This is a genomic window from Porphyromonas sp. C0041D3, assembly GCF_056590575.1.
Map to the genome: position 1 here is coordinate 138,788 of NZ_JBWPWJ010000006.1, position 14,862 is coordinate 153,649.

Annotated in this window: 10 protein-coding genes; all 10 read right to left on the reverse strand. The window is 56.1% G+C overall.

The annotated features are described in order from the left end of the window. Positions 1-16 precede the first annotated feature (16 nt). The 10 genes from AC1EKE_RS05935 to AC1EKE_RS05980 all read right to left on the reverse strand — a co-directional run bounded on the left by AC1EKE_RS05935 (position 17) and on the right by AC1EKE_RS05980 (position 14,847). Positions 17-2,620, reverse strand: a complete 2,604-nt coding sequence (locus tag AC1EKE_RS05935) for a BACON domain-containing protein (protein ID WP_480308660.1) — start codon at positions 2,618-2,620, stop codon at positions 17-19. A gap of 38 nt (positions 2,621-2,658) precedes the next feature. Next, positions 2,659-3,645, reverse strand: a complete 987-nt coding sequence (locus AC1EKE_RS05940; RefSeq protein ID WP_480308661.1) for a FimB/Mfa2 family fimbrial subunit — start codon at positions 3,643-3,645, stop codon at positions 2,659-2,661. A gap of 151 nt (positions 3,646-3,796) precedes the next feature. Continuing rightward, positions 3,797-5,356, reverse strand: coding sequence for an Mfa1 family fimbria major subunit (locus tag AC1EKE_RS05945; RefSeq protein ID WP_480308662.1), 1,560 nt, complete (start codon positions 5,354-5,356; stop codon positions 3,797-3,799). 49 nt (positions 5,357-5,405) lie between these two features. Next, the gene (locus tag AC1EKE_RS05950) at positions 5,406-6,875 is read right to left on the reverse strand and encodes a DUF3868 domain-containing protein (RefSeq protein WP_480308663.1); all 1,470 of its coding nucleotides are present in this window, start codon (positions 6,873-6,875) and stop codon (positions 5,406-5,408) included. Between the two features lie 6 nt (positions 6,876-6,881). Further along, positions 6,882-7,472 carry a DUF3575 domain-containing protein gene (locus AC1EKE_RS05955; protein ID WP_480308664.1) on the reverse strand — a complete coding sequence of 197 codons (591 nt, stop codon included), beginning with the start codon at positions 7,470-7,472 and terminating at the stop codon, positions 6,882-6,884. 894 nt (positions 7,473-8,366) lie between these two features. Continuing rightward, positions 8,367-9,575, reverse strand: a complete 1,209-nt coding sequence (locus AC1EKE_RS05960) for an ABC transporter permease (RefSeq protein ID WP_480308665.1) — start codon at positions 9,573-9,575, stop codon at positions 8,367-8,369. Continuing rightward, positions 9,565-10,734 (reverse strand): ABC transporter permease, encoded by a 1,170-nt coding sequence (locus tag AC1EKE_RS05965; protein ID WP_480308666.1) that lies wholly within the window; start codon positions 10,732-10,734, stop codon positions 9,565-9,567. The genes AC1EKE_RS05960 and AC1EKE_RS05965 overlap by 11 nt, the downstream gene beginning before the upstream one ends. 11 nt (positions 10,735-10,745) lie before the next feature. Beyond that, positions 10,746-11,771: an HlyD family secretion protein gene (locus AC1EKE_RS05970; protein WP_480308667.1), complete on the reverse strand. Its 1,026-nt coding sequence runs from the start codon at positions 11,769-11,771 to the stop codon at positions 10,746-10,748. Positions 11,772-11,785: 14 nt separating this feature from the next. Beyond that, entirely contained in the window at positions 11,786-13,168 is a 1,383-nt protein-coding gene (locus tag AC1EKE_RS05975) for a TolC family protein (RefSeq protein WP_480308668.1), read from the reverse strand. Between the two features lie 257 nt (positions 13,169-13,425). After that, positions 13,426-14,847, reverse strand: a complete 1,422-nt coding sequence (locus tag AC1EKE_RS05980; RefSeq protein ID WP_480308669.1) for a C69 family dipeptidase — start codon at positions 14,845-14,847, stop codon at positions 13,426-13,428. Positions 14,848-14,862 lie beyond the last annotated feature (15 nt).

Genomic DNA, 14,862 nt, shown 5'->3' on the forward strand with positions numbered 1-14,862 from the left:
TCACTTATTTATCACTTCACTCCTTGATGCATCGGATGACGACACCGGAGCCGTAGCTGATCGGGGTCTTCTCCTCCCACCACAAATTCCCTGAGTCGTTCCAGTGCATATAGAGGGCATTGCAGTAGTTATCTGTCGCCCCATCGGAAGTCCCGTAGTAGGAGGTATTCTCTACGCCATCGTCTATGGTCCACTGGCGAATACTGAGGGTACCGCGCTCGCTTCTCCTCGGAGAGATCGGGAAGTAGATGTCGCGCGCCGTAGAGGTGGCTATGTCCTCGCCCTTAATCCAGACACCATGGCTCACCCGCAGATGATCGAAGCTACCGGTGGTGCCATTCGTCGGGAAGATCCTCCCATACTCCTCCAGCTTCGGGATGCGATACCCCTCCGGACAGGGATCCACTCCTTTCCTCTTGGTCCCATCGGCATTGACCCACGAGGGACGAGGCGCTGTGGGGACGAACCAACTATTGTCCATACTAAGGGAAGTACCCTCAGCACTCTCATCGGAAGCAATGAAGAGTCCATGCTGGGCATCTCTGGAGGACTTCCTCATGATCTGCCCGGTCGCTAAGTCAGTCCACTTGAGTGGCCCATCGGGTCGATAGTAGGGATCAACTCTCTCCTCAGTGATGGGGATAGAGCGATTGATGGTGCCAAAGACGAGGTTTACGCCGAGCAGGTGGTATCCGTCCGGAGTGCGGCCATACTGGTAGTAGAATCCATTGCGCTCCACTCGCTCACGATTTGTGATCTCAGAGTTGGTAAACCACGCCCCTCTATTTGATGCGCTCTTTATTGCCCCGAGATTGCGGTCGAGGATGATAAGATTGGCACCATTCTCGGTCACCTTCACAGGCTTGTAATTACCCTGCTCCACCCAGATGTAGGCGCTCTGTCCGGTGCCGTCATAGAGCTTCACCTCAGCATAGCGGATCAGATCAGTGTCGTTGGTACTGTCGACGGTAATCTTCACGCCACTCCCGGTGCCGTTTTTCTCCGCCTTGACCCAGCCGGTATTGTCTGCGGTAGTGGAGTAATTGGTCACCACGGTGGCGCCCCACTGCCTACCGAAGCTCTCCACCGGGATCTCCACCGAGCCCCCCTCTCCGATGAAGCAGACATAGCGTCTCTCAGGCCGGATCAGCCTCCTTGCCCGCTGATGTACCACCACGCGGACAGGGTGGTCATAGTTCTGTGGAGTAAAGGTGATCACCGCCTCCCGCTCCTCATCGTGAGGATTACCATCGGCGCCATACCAAGTCTCGTTGGCGTTCTTAGCCCGGAAGGAGAAGAGGACCGGCGTGCCATCCATAGCCACATGACCACTCTCCGCCCCGGCAGGAGGGATCACCTCGAGCCAGTCGGGGTCACCCTCTACACTCCAGGTAAAGGATCCACTCTCAAAGTTATTGAGCAACTGCACGGTATTTGAGGAGCCCTCCTCGTAATTGAGCTCGACGACATCCTTGGAGCTATTGAAGAGAGGGTCCGTGTACTCAACATTCTGCATCGACGGCAGCCACGGCTGCAGGCGGATATCGAGCAGTGGTTTGACACGCTGGTCAGTGATATTGAGCCGGACCTTGTAGTGCAGACTACGGAAGATGGAGTATGTGTCAATATCATTGAGATCTACCGTGGCCGCATTGATGTGGTCAAGTATCTCACTGCGGATCTCATTAACGTCCCCTGCATCGAGGTAATAGGTGTTGCTCAGCTCCGTACCGGTATCACCTGTGGTGTAGTAGACCTTGAGTGCGGTGTAGTCGGTGCCACCTCTCGCAAGCAGATGCTCCGGGAGATAGTAGGGGTCGGAGGTATATAGTGCCTCTTCCGCCCCTTTATTGTAGTCACTGATGGAGACACCTACCCGCCCCGAGGACCAAGTGCCGACTGTCGCCACATCATAGGCCTGACCGGAGAAGAAGAGAGGATACTGCTTGGGGATATTGATCAGCTCGAAGCCGGTTACCTTGACATTAGGCTCTGCCGCAGACTCAGGGGAGTCCTTCTTGCGATAGATTGCGAGGGTGAGCTTGGAGATGTTCCTTACCAGTGTTGCCTTGACCACCTCAGGGGCATCCTTGGTCCCATTGCCCTGCAGAGACTTCCTCGATACCACACCGACGGAGATCAGTGGCTTAGCATCCCCATCAATGGTAGTGATCTCAGACTTCGCAAAGGGGATCGGCTCGAAGTCTCGGAAGCGGATGGCATTGTCGAGACCACCCTGCAGGATGCTCTGATCCTTCTGCGGCATCGACTCCTCATTGGCAAAGAGGTAGAAGTCATATCGAGTAGAGACCGACCGTAGCTCGATGGGGTCGGAGAGGGCTGCGGTGCTGATGTTCGCAGGAGGGGTCAGGCTCCCATTATTCCAGGTCAGCAGCTGATTGTAGACCACCTCGCCACCCGGATACTTGGCGATGACGAGACGGACCGTCTTGATCGTCGTCTCCTGATCACCGGGGATATTGATGGAGCGCAGGCTCATCGCCATATATCCGGTGGCCATCATCGGCTCTTCGTCGCTCCGTGACTTGCTGCACCCTGACAGGAGCACCACCAGTAGGAGTGCGATGAGGGAGATCAGCACCGGACGACGTGCCGTCATTGCGACGATTCTTTGATTAAAATCCATAACCATCTCACTTACTCGGCCGATATGTCCTGCTCCCGGATCAGCCAGCCATTGATATAGATCGAGAAGGATAGGAAGTCCACATCCGAAGCGGGACCTGAGGTGGTGAAGACAAAGCTGACCACATACTCATCCTGCCGGTCCATATACTCCTGGAGTGGCATACTGCCGTACTCGCTCAGCTTCAGGAATTGGATCAGCTCCTTGAGCTTGACGTTGATCAGCTTCTTCCCACTCTTCTTATCGGTGACGATGAGCCGGTCATCGCTATTCTCCGACAAGCGCCCGGTACGTAGCTCACAGGTGAGTCCGACGGCCTGCTTATCCTCAGCTATGGAGAGTCGACCTCGCTCACTGAGGTAGGGACGATACGTGATGGCATCACCGGGGACGATCCTATTGTCCCCGTCCAGGAGCCCATTGGCAGAGGCGATCGTCACCTCGTACCTATTTGGGTCGAGATCCACGCCCGCGCCCGTGGTGACTAATTGCACGCGGAAGGTATTGGTATCCTTGACGAGAGGGATCACGACCCGCTCCCCGGGCACCCCCTTCACCTCCACGCGCCGGACGATCCCGTGCCAGAGGTGGTCAAGTGCCTTATCGGAGATGCCGGCACTGCTCTTGATGGCCAGCCTCATCTGTGCAAGATCCCTAATGTTGCTGAGGGCATAAGAGCTGTCGGTGAGACCCGCCCATGCGACGAGGGTGTACTTACCCGGCTGGAGCTGCAGCGGGTGGCTGAAGTCCTCAGCAAAGGGATTCCCCTCCACTCTCAGGGGCGTAGCGACCGCCCTACCCTGATCATCAAAGATAAAGAGGTCGACAGAGGGCACCTGAGAGGCGAAGGCATCAGCAAACTTAAGATTGTAGTCGTACCTATAGCTCACCTCTAAGAGACAGGGCTCGAGATCGCTGTAGATCATCCTATCACAGCCTGTCAGTCCCAGTGACACAAGTGCCAGCAGGCAGATCATTAGGTGATGTATACTCTTCATATTATCATGCATGCAGAGGCAGTCCCTCCCTTACTTCTCTCAGTGAATAATTAGATTTCCTATTGGTCCCCGGAGACAGGATCAACCGTCTCCGGGGTGACATCATCAGCTCTTGGATCACTTAGATGTCATAAAAGTCTCCCGCTTGGGATCAGAGATCGTAGCCACTCTCGCGGACAAGCCACGGCAGCAGCTCGACAGACATAGCGATGAAGAGCGTCTCGGGGTCATCATTCTCATCACCGGGCTCCACTACCTCAGGATCACCAAAGTTCTTGATAGAGTTGATGGTGAGCTTGTAGATGTTGTTACGCACCAAGCCATAGCGACCATACTGCATCGGAGCAGCCTGCTGCTCGTTGGTGAAGTGACGGATAGGCATATGGTAGTAATTAACTCCATCAACATAGAGGCTGATACCATTCTGCGCAAATGCCTTACCCTCGTTAATCTTAGCTGTGAGAGCATCAACACCGGTGGTTGTGCCTTCTGCGAAACTTTGAACTAAAGTCTGGAAGCCGGCGGGCATACCATTCTGCTCGTCAGTCTTGGTGGCAGAGTTAGTGACACGCGTCCTGAAGTCGTCTACCGTGTAGGCTACACCCTTGTAGACAACGTAGCTTGTCACCTCAGCACCACCGATCGTGGGAGTCACCTTGACCTTAAAGACAACGAGTGTGGTGCCACGAAGCTTCTGAGCCTCGGGAGCCATCGTATTCTCTGCCACATAGTGCCCCTTCACATCATCATAGCCGGCCTCATAGAAAGTCGGCAGAGTCGACAGACCTGCGAGGTATACGAAGTTATTGGCATCGATGGTGGTAGTAGCAGCATCAAAGTTCGGGTCCTTAGCGTAAGAGTCGACACGTGCAGACGCGGCTGTCTCAGCCTCCAGAGTGGCAGCAGCGCTACCTACACTATTAGCCTTGATCGCCTGATCCATCACACGCATCGGGAAATACTTCAGGTTGGTCACATCGAGCTGCCAGCCCAGAAGCTTAAGCTTTGCGCCTGAGATAGAGCCGGAAGCCGTAGCGGGGATCGCAGGATTGACAAAGACCTTGGCCACGGCTCTCTCGACTTGGACGGAAACCTGATTGGCAGCAGCCTTCTCAGCTTCCTCCTTGGTATTGTAGAGCTTGTCGCCCTTGATATTCACGAGACCCTTAGCATTACTCATCATAATGCCATTGGTGGTGATCACCTTGGCCTCATCATAGTTAGAGAATCTCTTGAGGTCCTCTATGCTGGTGCCCTTATTGATACGTCCCTTCACCTCCTCGGTGGGGTTGAAGAAGACGACGACGTCGTAGCTGTCGGAGGCAGCGATCTTGGGGACCTTGACAGCCTTGGTCACCAGCTTGTAGCCGGTAGAGGTGGTGGCGACATCATTACCGGTAAACTTAGCGGAGGTCGTACCATCGTGAGTGGCATCAAGATCGATGCGGGCAGCGCAGTTGTCACCCTTGTAGAAACCTACCAGCACTGATGAGACTTTATTCTCAGCGACGGTGCCGGCATAGGTATCTCCCTGGTGTACATCATCAACAGCCTTGGTGCTATTGGGGGTAGGCAGGGAGATGGAGAGCACAGCATAGCTGCTCTCACCTGCTTGGGGGACCTCAGGTCCCTGGTTACTCTTGTTGCAGGCAGTCATACCCACCATAAAGGTGGCGCAGAGCAGTGCAACGGCAGTAAAGTTCTTTCTCATACTACTTGTGTAATTGTGAAAATGGTAAAGATTTATGAAATGATACAATTTAGTCTTGGTTTTGTCTCCCCTTCTGGTCCTCGATCACCTTATCGAGCTCCTCGAGGTTGTGCTTGGCGAGCTGATCGCCCCTCTGGGTCGCCTGCTCGAGGTAGCGCCTGGCCGTCTCGAGCTTGCCGGACCTGGCGTAGGCGACACCCATATTATTCCATACCCGAGCGTCCCCGCTGATCTTCTGCATCCGGTGGATGGCGGCCTCGTAGTTACCTCCCTCGATGTCGGCTGCGGAGGCGTTGTTGATCGCTATGGGCTGATCCGGGTAGATGCGCGTTGCTATGTCAAAGACCTCCTTGAAGTCAGGGCTGTCGGGTGCATAGGTCTGTGCGACGAGGTACATCTCATTGAGTGAGAGTAGCTTCGGATCCCTCTTGATCACCTCCTTGGCCTCCTCCACGTCAAAGGCACGCACCTCATAGGCGATGCGGTAGACGGTACGCCTCACCCTGGGATAGATCTCCTGGAGCATCTGCGTGTAGGTCGCTCCCCGAGAGAGCTGGCGGAGCCGAGCGTCCCGTGCGTCATAGTCGATGCCACTATCGATGATCCGCAGCACCTGATCGCGATCAGCAAGGGAGGAGTCCTTCACCAAGTCGCGTACGCCACTCCAGTCCTCACCGCCCCCTACGATACGCACACGGGAGCGATCCAGACCATGACGCTGGATAAGGTAGTCGGCGAAGCTGTGGGCACGTCTCTCGGAGAGTGCTTGATTGTAGCTCTGATTGCCCTCCGGTGAGGCCCAGCCGGTGAATTGCAGGTTGGTCAGCTTGAGGTCCTTATTCCCCATGAGGTCACCGAGGATCTTATCGGCCTCATCGAGGATGATGGCGTTATTTCCGAGTCCTCTGACGATGTCGTGCTTGGCGACGACGAAATTGAGCTGAGCGGTGTGCTCCTCGGCTCTCGCCTTGACCGGCTCAGCCTCCGGGACAATGTAGGTGAGCCTATAGTCGGGCTTGTAGGGCTCCTTGACGAGCCGGTCGATGATGGTCTTCGTAATGGTCTCCTTGTCGCAATAGGCACATCCGGTCAGGGCGGAGATCAGCCTCAGCTGCCCCTTATGCATCCACGACTGCAGGGGCACTACTTGAGAGTAATTGATGGTGAGGGGCCTGCCATTGTCCCGCATATCCTCATAGTAGGGGTGCTTATCGTAGGGGACCGGATGCCGGAAGTCCTTTGTCCGCTTCAGCACCTTATAGCGAGTCTTGCCGGAGAGGACGATCTGTGGCAGCCGGACCTTCTCCGTCCCACTCTCGTCCGTAAGGATCGGGGTAAGGACCAGTAGGTCATTGGGTCTCAGCTCCACCTCATCGAGACGGAGGTCAAGGGCGACCACCAGATTACCATCCGTGACACCGGACTCAGCGCGGGTGACACTGAGCACCTCCTGAGCCATCGCAGTCTGCGTGAGGAGCAAGAGGAGCGTGGTCGTGATATAGAGTAGTCTGCGTTTCATGATCTATCAATTAAGGAAGTAAACGAGTGAGAGCGTGGCGCGCGTGAGGCCCCAGTAATTGTAAAATCCCTCGCCATACTTATTGCCACAGGCAGCACAGGGGTAGCGCTCGTACCAGACCCGCGCATATCCGCCTCCGAGGGAGGCCTCGAGATTGAGCTTACTCGACAGCACCCACTGATACCCATAGCTGAGACCGGCTCCGTAGAAGTAGCCTTGGTACCGCTCCTCCTTGAGCTTCTTGAGCCGTCCGATCGGGATATTGATCCCGCCTATATTGTACTGACCTCCGTGGAGATGAAGTCCCACGAAGTGACCATTCATAGGCTCACAGATCCAGTAGCGGTACTCCGGCTGGACGAGCCAGTGCTTGAGGGTCGTCGCCTCGTCAAACTTCCAAAGGCTCATCCCGCCACCGAGGTCGATCGTGGAGTGACGCCCCACCCTCAGCTCGAGCCCAAGATTGGGACTTGTGGCAGCTAAGTAGGGGAGATTGGTCTTGAGGGCTACCCTCTGAGCATCCGCCCTGCTACCGATCAAGAGAGCAGTGAGGACCCCGAGGAGAGTCGCAAGTCGATACACGTGGATTATTCTCATCTTTTTTACTAACTCGCATAGATCATCCGACCATCTTGTACAGCCTCATATAGAGAAGCGGGTACCTGGTGTCGCTGATGACAATTATCCTAATCTTGATCACAACACATATTTCCGAGAAACACCCTTACGGCAGGAGAGTTACCTTACGGAAGTAGGAAGTAATTCAAGTTAAATCAAAAAAGCAGCGATCTGTTTAATCATTCATCCATTAGGACAGAAAAAAAATCTGCATTAATGGAAGAAGACACTAATATATCTCTCAGTGGTCCAAAGGTCGCATTTTCCTTTCACTTTCACAAACGTTCAAGCAGATCCGCCAAAGAACACAATTTTTTATGAAAACCTAAAACATTGTCCCCATCGGGGATTGCGTTAAGTGAAGAGCCCCAAATACCGATGAAAAAATCCATAAATTCCATCAGGGCCTATTTTTTGACAAAATGGATATATGAGCCGCAACTTATTAATAACACGTTTATACAAATCAAGCATCACCGAGGCTGGTAGCCCCCGGGAAGCAGTCGATACATATATATATGCGTCCCCTGAAGGGGGTCGCCCGCTGCCGGTAGAGAGGCTACTGGTGCGCCTCCCGGTGGGGGCTGCGTAGTGCCCCTCACAGGGGTCCTCTCCCGGGACCATAGGGCTTATTCCATATGAGAAGAGGGTGCGTCATCCGTATGGGATGGCGCACCCTCTTTTTTTATTGCCCTCAGGGGTCATCAGTATGAGGCGGCCGGGGCTCCTTATCTATCCACTATTGGCTGTGGCATGCCCCTTTTTCCTCCCATAGAGAGGGGCGCATCTAATACCGGTATTAGGGATTTCTTTTACCGATATTAGGCGCGCCTAATATCGGTAAAAGAATTTCCTATGAGGAAGAGGGGGCAGTCACGCGGGGTCCCTCCGCCGGCGCCCATGGCGGTACTGGTAGTAGTAGCCGAGGGAGGCGATCGTGAAGTAGAGCGCCGTCAGCACCCACATAGCCCTACACTGTATCAGGATGTCGTAGAGGGATGCGCCGGTACCCAGCAGGGCAATATACCCCTGCACCGCATGCGTACTTGGGACCAAGTAGGCGAGAGCCTTCCAGAAGGCGGGGATATTCTGCCACGGCCACACTACACCGGTGAGGAAAAAGAAGACCAGCGACAGCGGGACGATGTAAATCAGCACCACCTCACGTCTCTTGAAGAGGAAGGAGAGACCGATCGACATAAAGACGACCGACAGCAGGTAGGGGATGATGAAGATCAGCATCCTCAGCGGGTCCGTCAGGATAGGGATCCGCAGGCAGTACGGCACGATGCAGAGCACCCAGATGCTGAGGAGCAGGTAGAGGACAAAGTAGATGATGCTCTTATTAATCACCATACGCATGGGCCCATAGATCGTCGACGGGATGAGGTAGTGCGTGTCGTTGCTCTCCCTTGCTGTAGCCGCCAGCATACAGATCCCCATGATCAGCGTCTGCTGGAGGATCAGGATCAGGATCGGTGGCATCAGGAAGGTACCGATGCCGCCCACGGGATTGTAGTACCCCTTCCCGTCCTGATAGACCGGGCGCACCTCTATGTCGGTCAGCGCCTTGGTCGACTTCCCGGCACGCTCCGCATGGATCTCCCCACCCATCTGGAGGGCATTATTATTGAGCGCCACCATATAGTTCTTGTAGTACAGCAGCACATTCCCGAGGCTCATCAGCTCCACATGGACCTGGTCCTCGCCCCTATAGAGATCGGCCTGAAAGTCCCTCGGGATCCGCGCATAGCCATAGGCATCCCGATCCATGATCATCACCTCGGCCATCTCGATCGTCGGGACGACAGCCACCACATCCACCTCCTGCGAGGCATCCACCCGTCGTATGTACTCGCGGGAGAGGGCGCTATTGTCCTCGTCGACCATGACCAGCTTTGCCTCCTCGACCACCTCGGTATTGTAGAAGGCTGCGTAGAGGAAGGGGTAGACGATCGGGACGAAAAAGAAGAAGAGCAGCACACCGGCGTCCCCCTTGATCGCATTGATCTCCGTTCGCCAGATCGCCTTGGTATCGGTATGGAGGAGGGAGAGTCTCCGCCGCCACTTATTATCGGACATAAGACACTTCTAAGAGCTCACGCTTGAGGTTGCGACTGCAGAGCAGCGGCAGGAGAATAAAGGCTGCCAGCCCCAGGTAGTAGGGGATGCTCAGCGCGAGGGGAAAACCATTGAGCGACTGATCGGTGTAGATCATATAGTAATACCTCATCGGGAAGAGATAAGAGAGGGTGACGAAGGGAGAATACATCGCATCGAGAGGGAAGGAGTAGCCGACGATAGAGAAGGTCAGCACGCCGAAGAGACTCGCGAGACTCACCCCGAGTCTTAGGATCGGGACGAGGGTGATGAAGAAAACGCCCAGCGCCTCAGCCGCAAGGATCAGTAGCAAGAGCGCAAGCAACATAGGTCCCCAGCCATTGGCGAGGGGGAAGCCACAGGTGGTGTAGAGCATCCCGAGACAGGCCGACCCAATCACCAGCCAGATGAGCGTATGGACAGCCAGCTTCCCGGCAAGGGCGATATGCATGTTACCCCCCGCGGTCTCCAACCACTCCTCGGCAGATTCAGCCTTGATCTCCACACCGACAGCATAAGCCGTCACCTGCATAATCAGCAGCTGTATGATCCCGAGGATGAGGATATTACTGAGGTAGACAGAGTAATTGAGCCACTTATTCCCCTTGATCTGATCCTTGACGACGATCGGCATCACATTGGCCATGATCTCCGTCTCCGTCTTGCCCATCAGGGTCCCCATCTGGAGCCCCACGGCCCCATTAGCCATCTCGCTGATCATGCGGAGGTTCTTATAGCTCAGGTTTCCGCCGATGATGGAGTGGTAATTGAGGTAATAATTGATGGTGGGCTGCTTGCCGGAGGAAACTTTCTCGGTAAATCCTCGGGGGATGACGAGGATGCCAAAAGCCTCATTTTGCTGCATCAGCTCACGTGCCTCGGTGAAGTTTGCCGTCCTCAGCACCACGTGGCTCTCGGAGAAGCTGTCGAGATTGTCCACCAGCCGCCGCGTATTGGACGTATTATCCAGATCCACGACAGCGATCGGCAGATCGCCCGGCAGCCCCTCACCCATAAGGGTAAGGAGGAAGACGGCAAAGAACATCGGCACTACGATCATCCCTGCAAAGTAGATCGAGTGAGTGGAGACCAGCCTCCACTCACGCTGCATCACTCTGAGGAAAGGAGAGGATGTACTCACGGGACAACGCTTCACTGCAGGTGAGACCTATCGATGACGACACTCATCCCCGGCTCCAGATCCTCTATCTCATCGATGAGCTCGGCCTTTACCTCAAAGGTGCGGAAGTCTATCTGCCCCGTAGGCTTCTTCGCCTTGCGGACAGAGTATATCCCCATATCCTTGAGATGAACCACCCTGAGGGTGCACTCCTTACCCCCAAGTGCGGGGATCGTCCCCCGGAGCGTAGTGCCTCTATGGATGCCCGGCAGACGATCCTCGCTGAGAGTAAAGACCACATAACACGAGGTGGGGTCCGCCACATTCATCACGGGAGACCCGGTGCCGACCAGCTCACCCACGTGGGGGACAATGTCGGTGACGCGACCATCGAGGGGCGATGTGAGCGCTCCCTCCTGTACGTAGAGATCCACCTCCTTGAGCATCGCATCCATATTGCTTACCAGTCCCCGGGTGGCACCTGTGCGATCGGAGAGGACCCCCTTGCGGGAGAGCTCGTAGCGGTTCTTAGCCGCAGCCTCCGCAGCCTCGGCAGACTTTACGAGCGCCCGCGCCTGATCATACTTCTGCGCCGACACGACACCCTCCTTGTAGAGATTCTCCACACGACGGAAGCTGGACTGAGCCACCTCGAGGGTCACCTTGGCACTCTGCCACATCTGGTGGGCGGCCTCCTGCACCTCTACGGGGCTGCCGCCGGAGAGGGAGCGATTGAGCGCCTGGGCCGAGGCACGCATAGCCTCCGCCTGCTCCCGCTTGGCGTAGACCTCAGGCGAGTAGATGCGCACTAAGGTATCGCCCTTACGGACCATCTGCCCCTCCTCCACTAGATACTCCGAGATACGACCCGGCACCTTCCCGGAGATGCGGATCTCATCCACCTCCACATGCCCGATCACCTCAGACTCCCGGGGGGAGAAGAAGACAAATCCGGCAAGTGCCACCAGAGCAATAACGATGAGGGTGGTGACGATGGTGACCACCATTTTATGTCTCAGCTCCTTTGAGAGGGAGCTCTTCTCTTCTGTCTGTACCATTATCCTAAATACTATTATTTGACAAAGCGTGCCGTGGGGACGTAGTGCCTGATCTTGCTCTCACTGGACTTCAGTGCGATGGCAGCGTCGATATATCGGTCGTAAGCAGCGGACCAGGAGGTCTGAGCCTCCGTCAGTCCGAGGAGTGGGATCACCCCCTCCTTGTACCCCAGCTGAGCCCGCCGGAGGGTCTCATCGGCACTGCTGAGGTTGAGCCGGGCAGCGGAGAGCTGCTTGTACGCCTCCTGATTGGTCAGGAGGAGCTGATGGATCTGGAGATTGATCTTCTCCCTCGCATCCGTCAGCTGTCGCTGCTTGATCTCCCGCTCAGCGGCGGCACCCTTCCGCTTCGTGATCCCCGTATAGATATCCGTGAGGGGGATCTGCAGACCGAGTGCCACATGCCAGCTGCCACCATACTCATCTTGCATCCCTGCAAAGAGATTGGGGTTAATGGTGGTATAGCCACCGAGGAGGACCAGCTTGGGGAGGGCGTCCGCCAGCTCCACCCGCTCCTTGGCCGCAAAGATCTTATCCGCCGTCTCGAGCGCCCGTACCTCAGGTCGTGCCGCAATGCCGGAGGCGATCTCCTGATCAGAGAGGAGGATAGGCGTCTGTGAGACCTCATCACGGGCCCCATCGATCGTCACCTCGTCCGCCAGACGGTAGTGGCTCTCCAGCTCGATGCCACACTTCTGAGCAAGCAACATCTTGGAGAGGGAGAGACCATTCTCCACCTTGAGCCGCAATTGATTGGCATCGCTCTGCCTGACCCGTATGGAGAGCGCATCTGCCTCAGTGGCCACACCTTCCTTGACCGCCAGGTCCACATTCTCCACCGCTTCGTCAAGGAGAGAGGTGAGCTTCGTCGCCAGCTCCAGCTTACCCGAGAGGGAGACCACCTGCCAGTAGGTGTCCTCCACGCTCAGCTCCAGCTCTCGCTCCTTCGTCTCCACCATGATACCGGCAAGGTCGACCGCCGAGGAGGCCATCTTATAGCCATTAAAGATCTTCCCCCCCATAAAGATCGGCTGCACAAAGGAGACCGTCCCCACTCTCGTATTACCGAGGTCGATGGCGGTCTTATCCTTGATCCTCTCCGGCAGGTACTGCCCCAGCCCGAGGAGCGCATGGTCCCAGTCGATCGGCTGGAGAGGCTCCTCTATATGGGAGTAGACCCCACCGAGGGAGACCTTGGGGAAGAAGTTGACCCCCACCTCACCTTTCTTTGCCTTGGCTGCATCGACCTTCAGCTCCTCAGCCTTCAGCAATTCGTTACTCTCGGTCGCCATACGGATACAGTCCTCCAGCGAGTAGACCGGCTCCTGAGCAAGAAGGGCAGGAGTCGCCAGCATCGTCAGGACAAGGACCTCGAGGACACTCTTCAGAATTCTCATATCAATACTCATCATCTCTGGTAAATGATCCTCCCCGCCAATAGTCAGAAAATCGGGGAACGGATACGGAACTCAGATGCACATCTGTGCAAAAGGTTAAAACGAGGTCCGAAATTTTCTCCCCACTCCTACCCGGTCACCCGGGGTCGCCCAATTAGGATCTCACTCCCGGACACAAGACGCCATACAATAGCCGGGGAGCCTGCGACCGATATCGGCCACAGGCTCCCCGCTATTAGGACTTAGTTAGTTATCGATCAGGCGCCGTGGAACTCGTAGGTCTCGCCGATGTGGAGGGCGATAAGCGTGAAGAGGCGCTCCGTCAGCTCATCCGTCACCTCGAGGGCGCGGGTCAGCATATCATCGGAGAACCTCTGCAGCAGATCCTGTGCAGCCAGCGGGCGATCCTTGTAGATGGCGAGGTACTCCTGCTCCATCTCCCTCTGACGCTGTGCGATCTCCTCCTCGAGCTGAGCATATGTCTCTTGGATCACGGGGGCGTAGCGATTGTAGTCGGTCATGCCGAGGATCTGGACGTGGCGGAACTTCCAGTACGCCGACTTATTGCACGACTCACCGCCACCGATGCAGTAGGCCTCGGGGTAAGACTTGATCCCCTCGTAGAGCGGGAGGAAGATGCCGAGCGCTGCCATTCCCTCACACATATAGTCGATCTGACCGATCTCCTTGGGGAGGCCGGGGCGACGCTGCAGGATGTGAGTCTGGGTGGTGCGGAAGATCGAGATCGGGCGCCACGGCTCCTTGGGGTTGCAGTGGAGGTAAGGGTCGTGCTCCGTGTCGTTGTAGTGGGAGCGGAAGCCCTTCTTGATGTCGCAGAGGGTGAGCTTTTTATCCGACTTAAGGAAGACAGGGAAGTCGTTCTTCGTCACGTCCTGCTTCTTAGAGGGAGTGTACATCTGCTGCAGGTACCATACGCGCGGGTAGCTGTAGGTGGTGTCGAGCTTCTCATCCCGGGCATAGGCCTCGTGGAAGTCAAAGTCGCCCTCATAGAGATGGTGCTCCTTGGCGAAGTCGATCAGGTCCTCGGAGGCGAGGTAATTGGTCTTATCCTTGGGGTCGTAGTCGCGGAAGCGGCTCTGGTTGCCGGAGACGAAGTACTTATCCTCGGGGATGCGAGTGGCGAGCCAGCGGTGACCGGAGGCAGTCTCAAGGTACCACATCTCGTGCTCGTCGATGAAGCTGATGCCGAAGCCCTCAGCGATGCCGTGCTTCTCGATCAGTGAGCCGAGACGCTCCACACCCTCACGCGCGGTGGTGATGTAGGGGAGGACGATATTGAAGACCGAATTCTCCGCCAGACCATCCTCCACGAGCGGGTCGTACTGCAGCACTTTCTCGCTACTGAAGATACTCTCCGTGGCGCTCATGCCGACGCCCTCGCGATTGAAGCCGGCACTACCCCACTCGCCGTGCAGGTGGTAGGGGGAGAGGGCGGAGTAGCCGATGCGGCGCTTGGGGAGCTTGCAGCGGAAGGGGGTCTCCTTGGCAATAAACTCCTCCGGGCCATTCTCCGTGGTCTCGAAGATCTCCAGATTCTTCGCCACCATGGCGTCCCAGTCCTCGGAGCGGGCGGCGATCATCGATCCGTCCTCCATCAGCTCCTTGCCGACGATGATGGTGGTGCACTCGGAGGGATAGCGGTTGGTTTGTTTTTTCATGAGATAAGTATATGG

Coding starts and splice junctions, on each gene's coding strand:
- AC1EKE_RS05940 (WP_480308661.1), bottom strand. CDS start 3,645: ATGAAGAGTATACATCACCTAATGATCTGCCTGCTGGCACTTGTGTCA.
- AC1EKE_RS05975 (WP_480308668.1), bottom strand. CDS start 13,168: ATGAGAATTCTGAAGAGTGTCCTCGAGGTCCTTGTCCTGACGATGCTG.
- AC1EKE_RS05970 (WP_480308667.1), bottom strand. CDS start 11,771: ATGGTACAGACAGAAGAGAAGAGCTCCCTCTCAAAGGAGCTGAGACAT.
- AC1EKE_RS05980 (WP_480308669.1), bottom strand. CDS start 14,847: ATGAAAAAACAAACCAACCGCTATCCCTCCGAGTGCACCACCATCATC.
- AC1EKE_RS05950 (WP_480308663.1), bottom strand. CDS start 6,875: ATGAAACGCAGACTACTCTATATCACGACCACGCTCCTCTTGCTCCTC.
- AC1EKE_RS05935 (WP_480308660.1), bottom strand. CDS start 2,620: ATGACGGCACGTCGTCCGGTGCTGATCTCCCTCATCGCACTCCTACTG.
- AC1EKE_RS05945 (WP_480308662.1), bottom strand. CDS start 5,356: ATGAGAAAGAACTTTACTGCCGTTGCACTGCTCTGCGCCACCTTTATG.
- AC1EKE_RS05955 (WP_480308664.1), bottom strand. CDS start 7,472: ATGAGAATAATCCACGTGTATCGACTTGCGACTCTCCTCGGGGTCCTC.
- AC1EKE_RS05960 (WP_480308665.1), bottom strand. CDS start 9,575: ATGTCCGATAATAAGTGGCGGCGGAGACTCTCCCTCCTCCATACCGAT.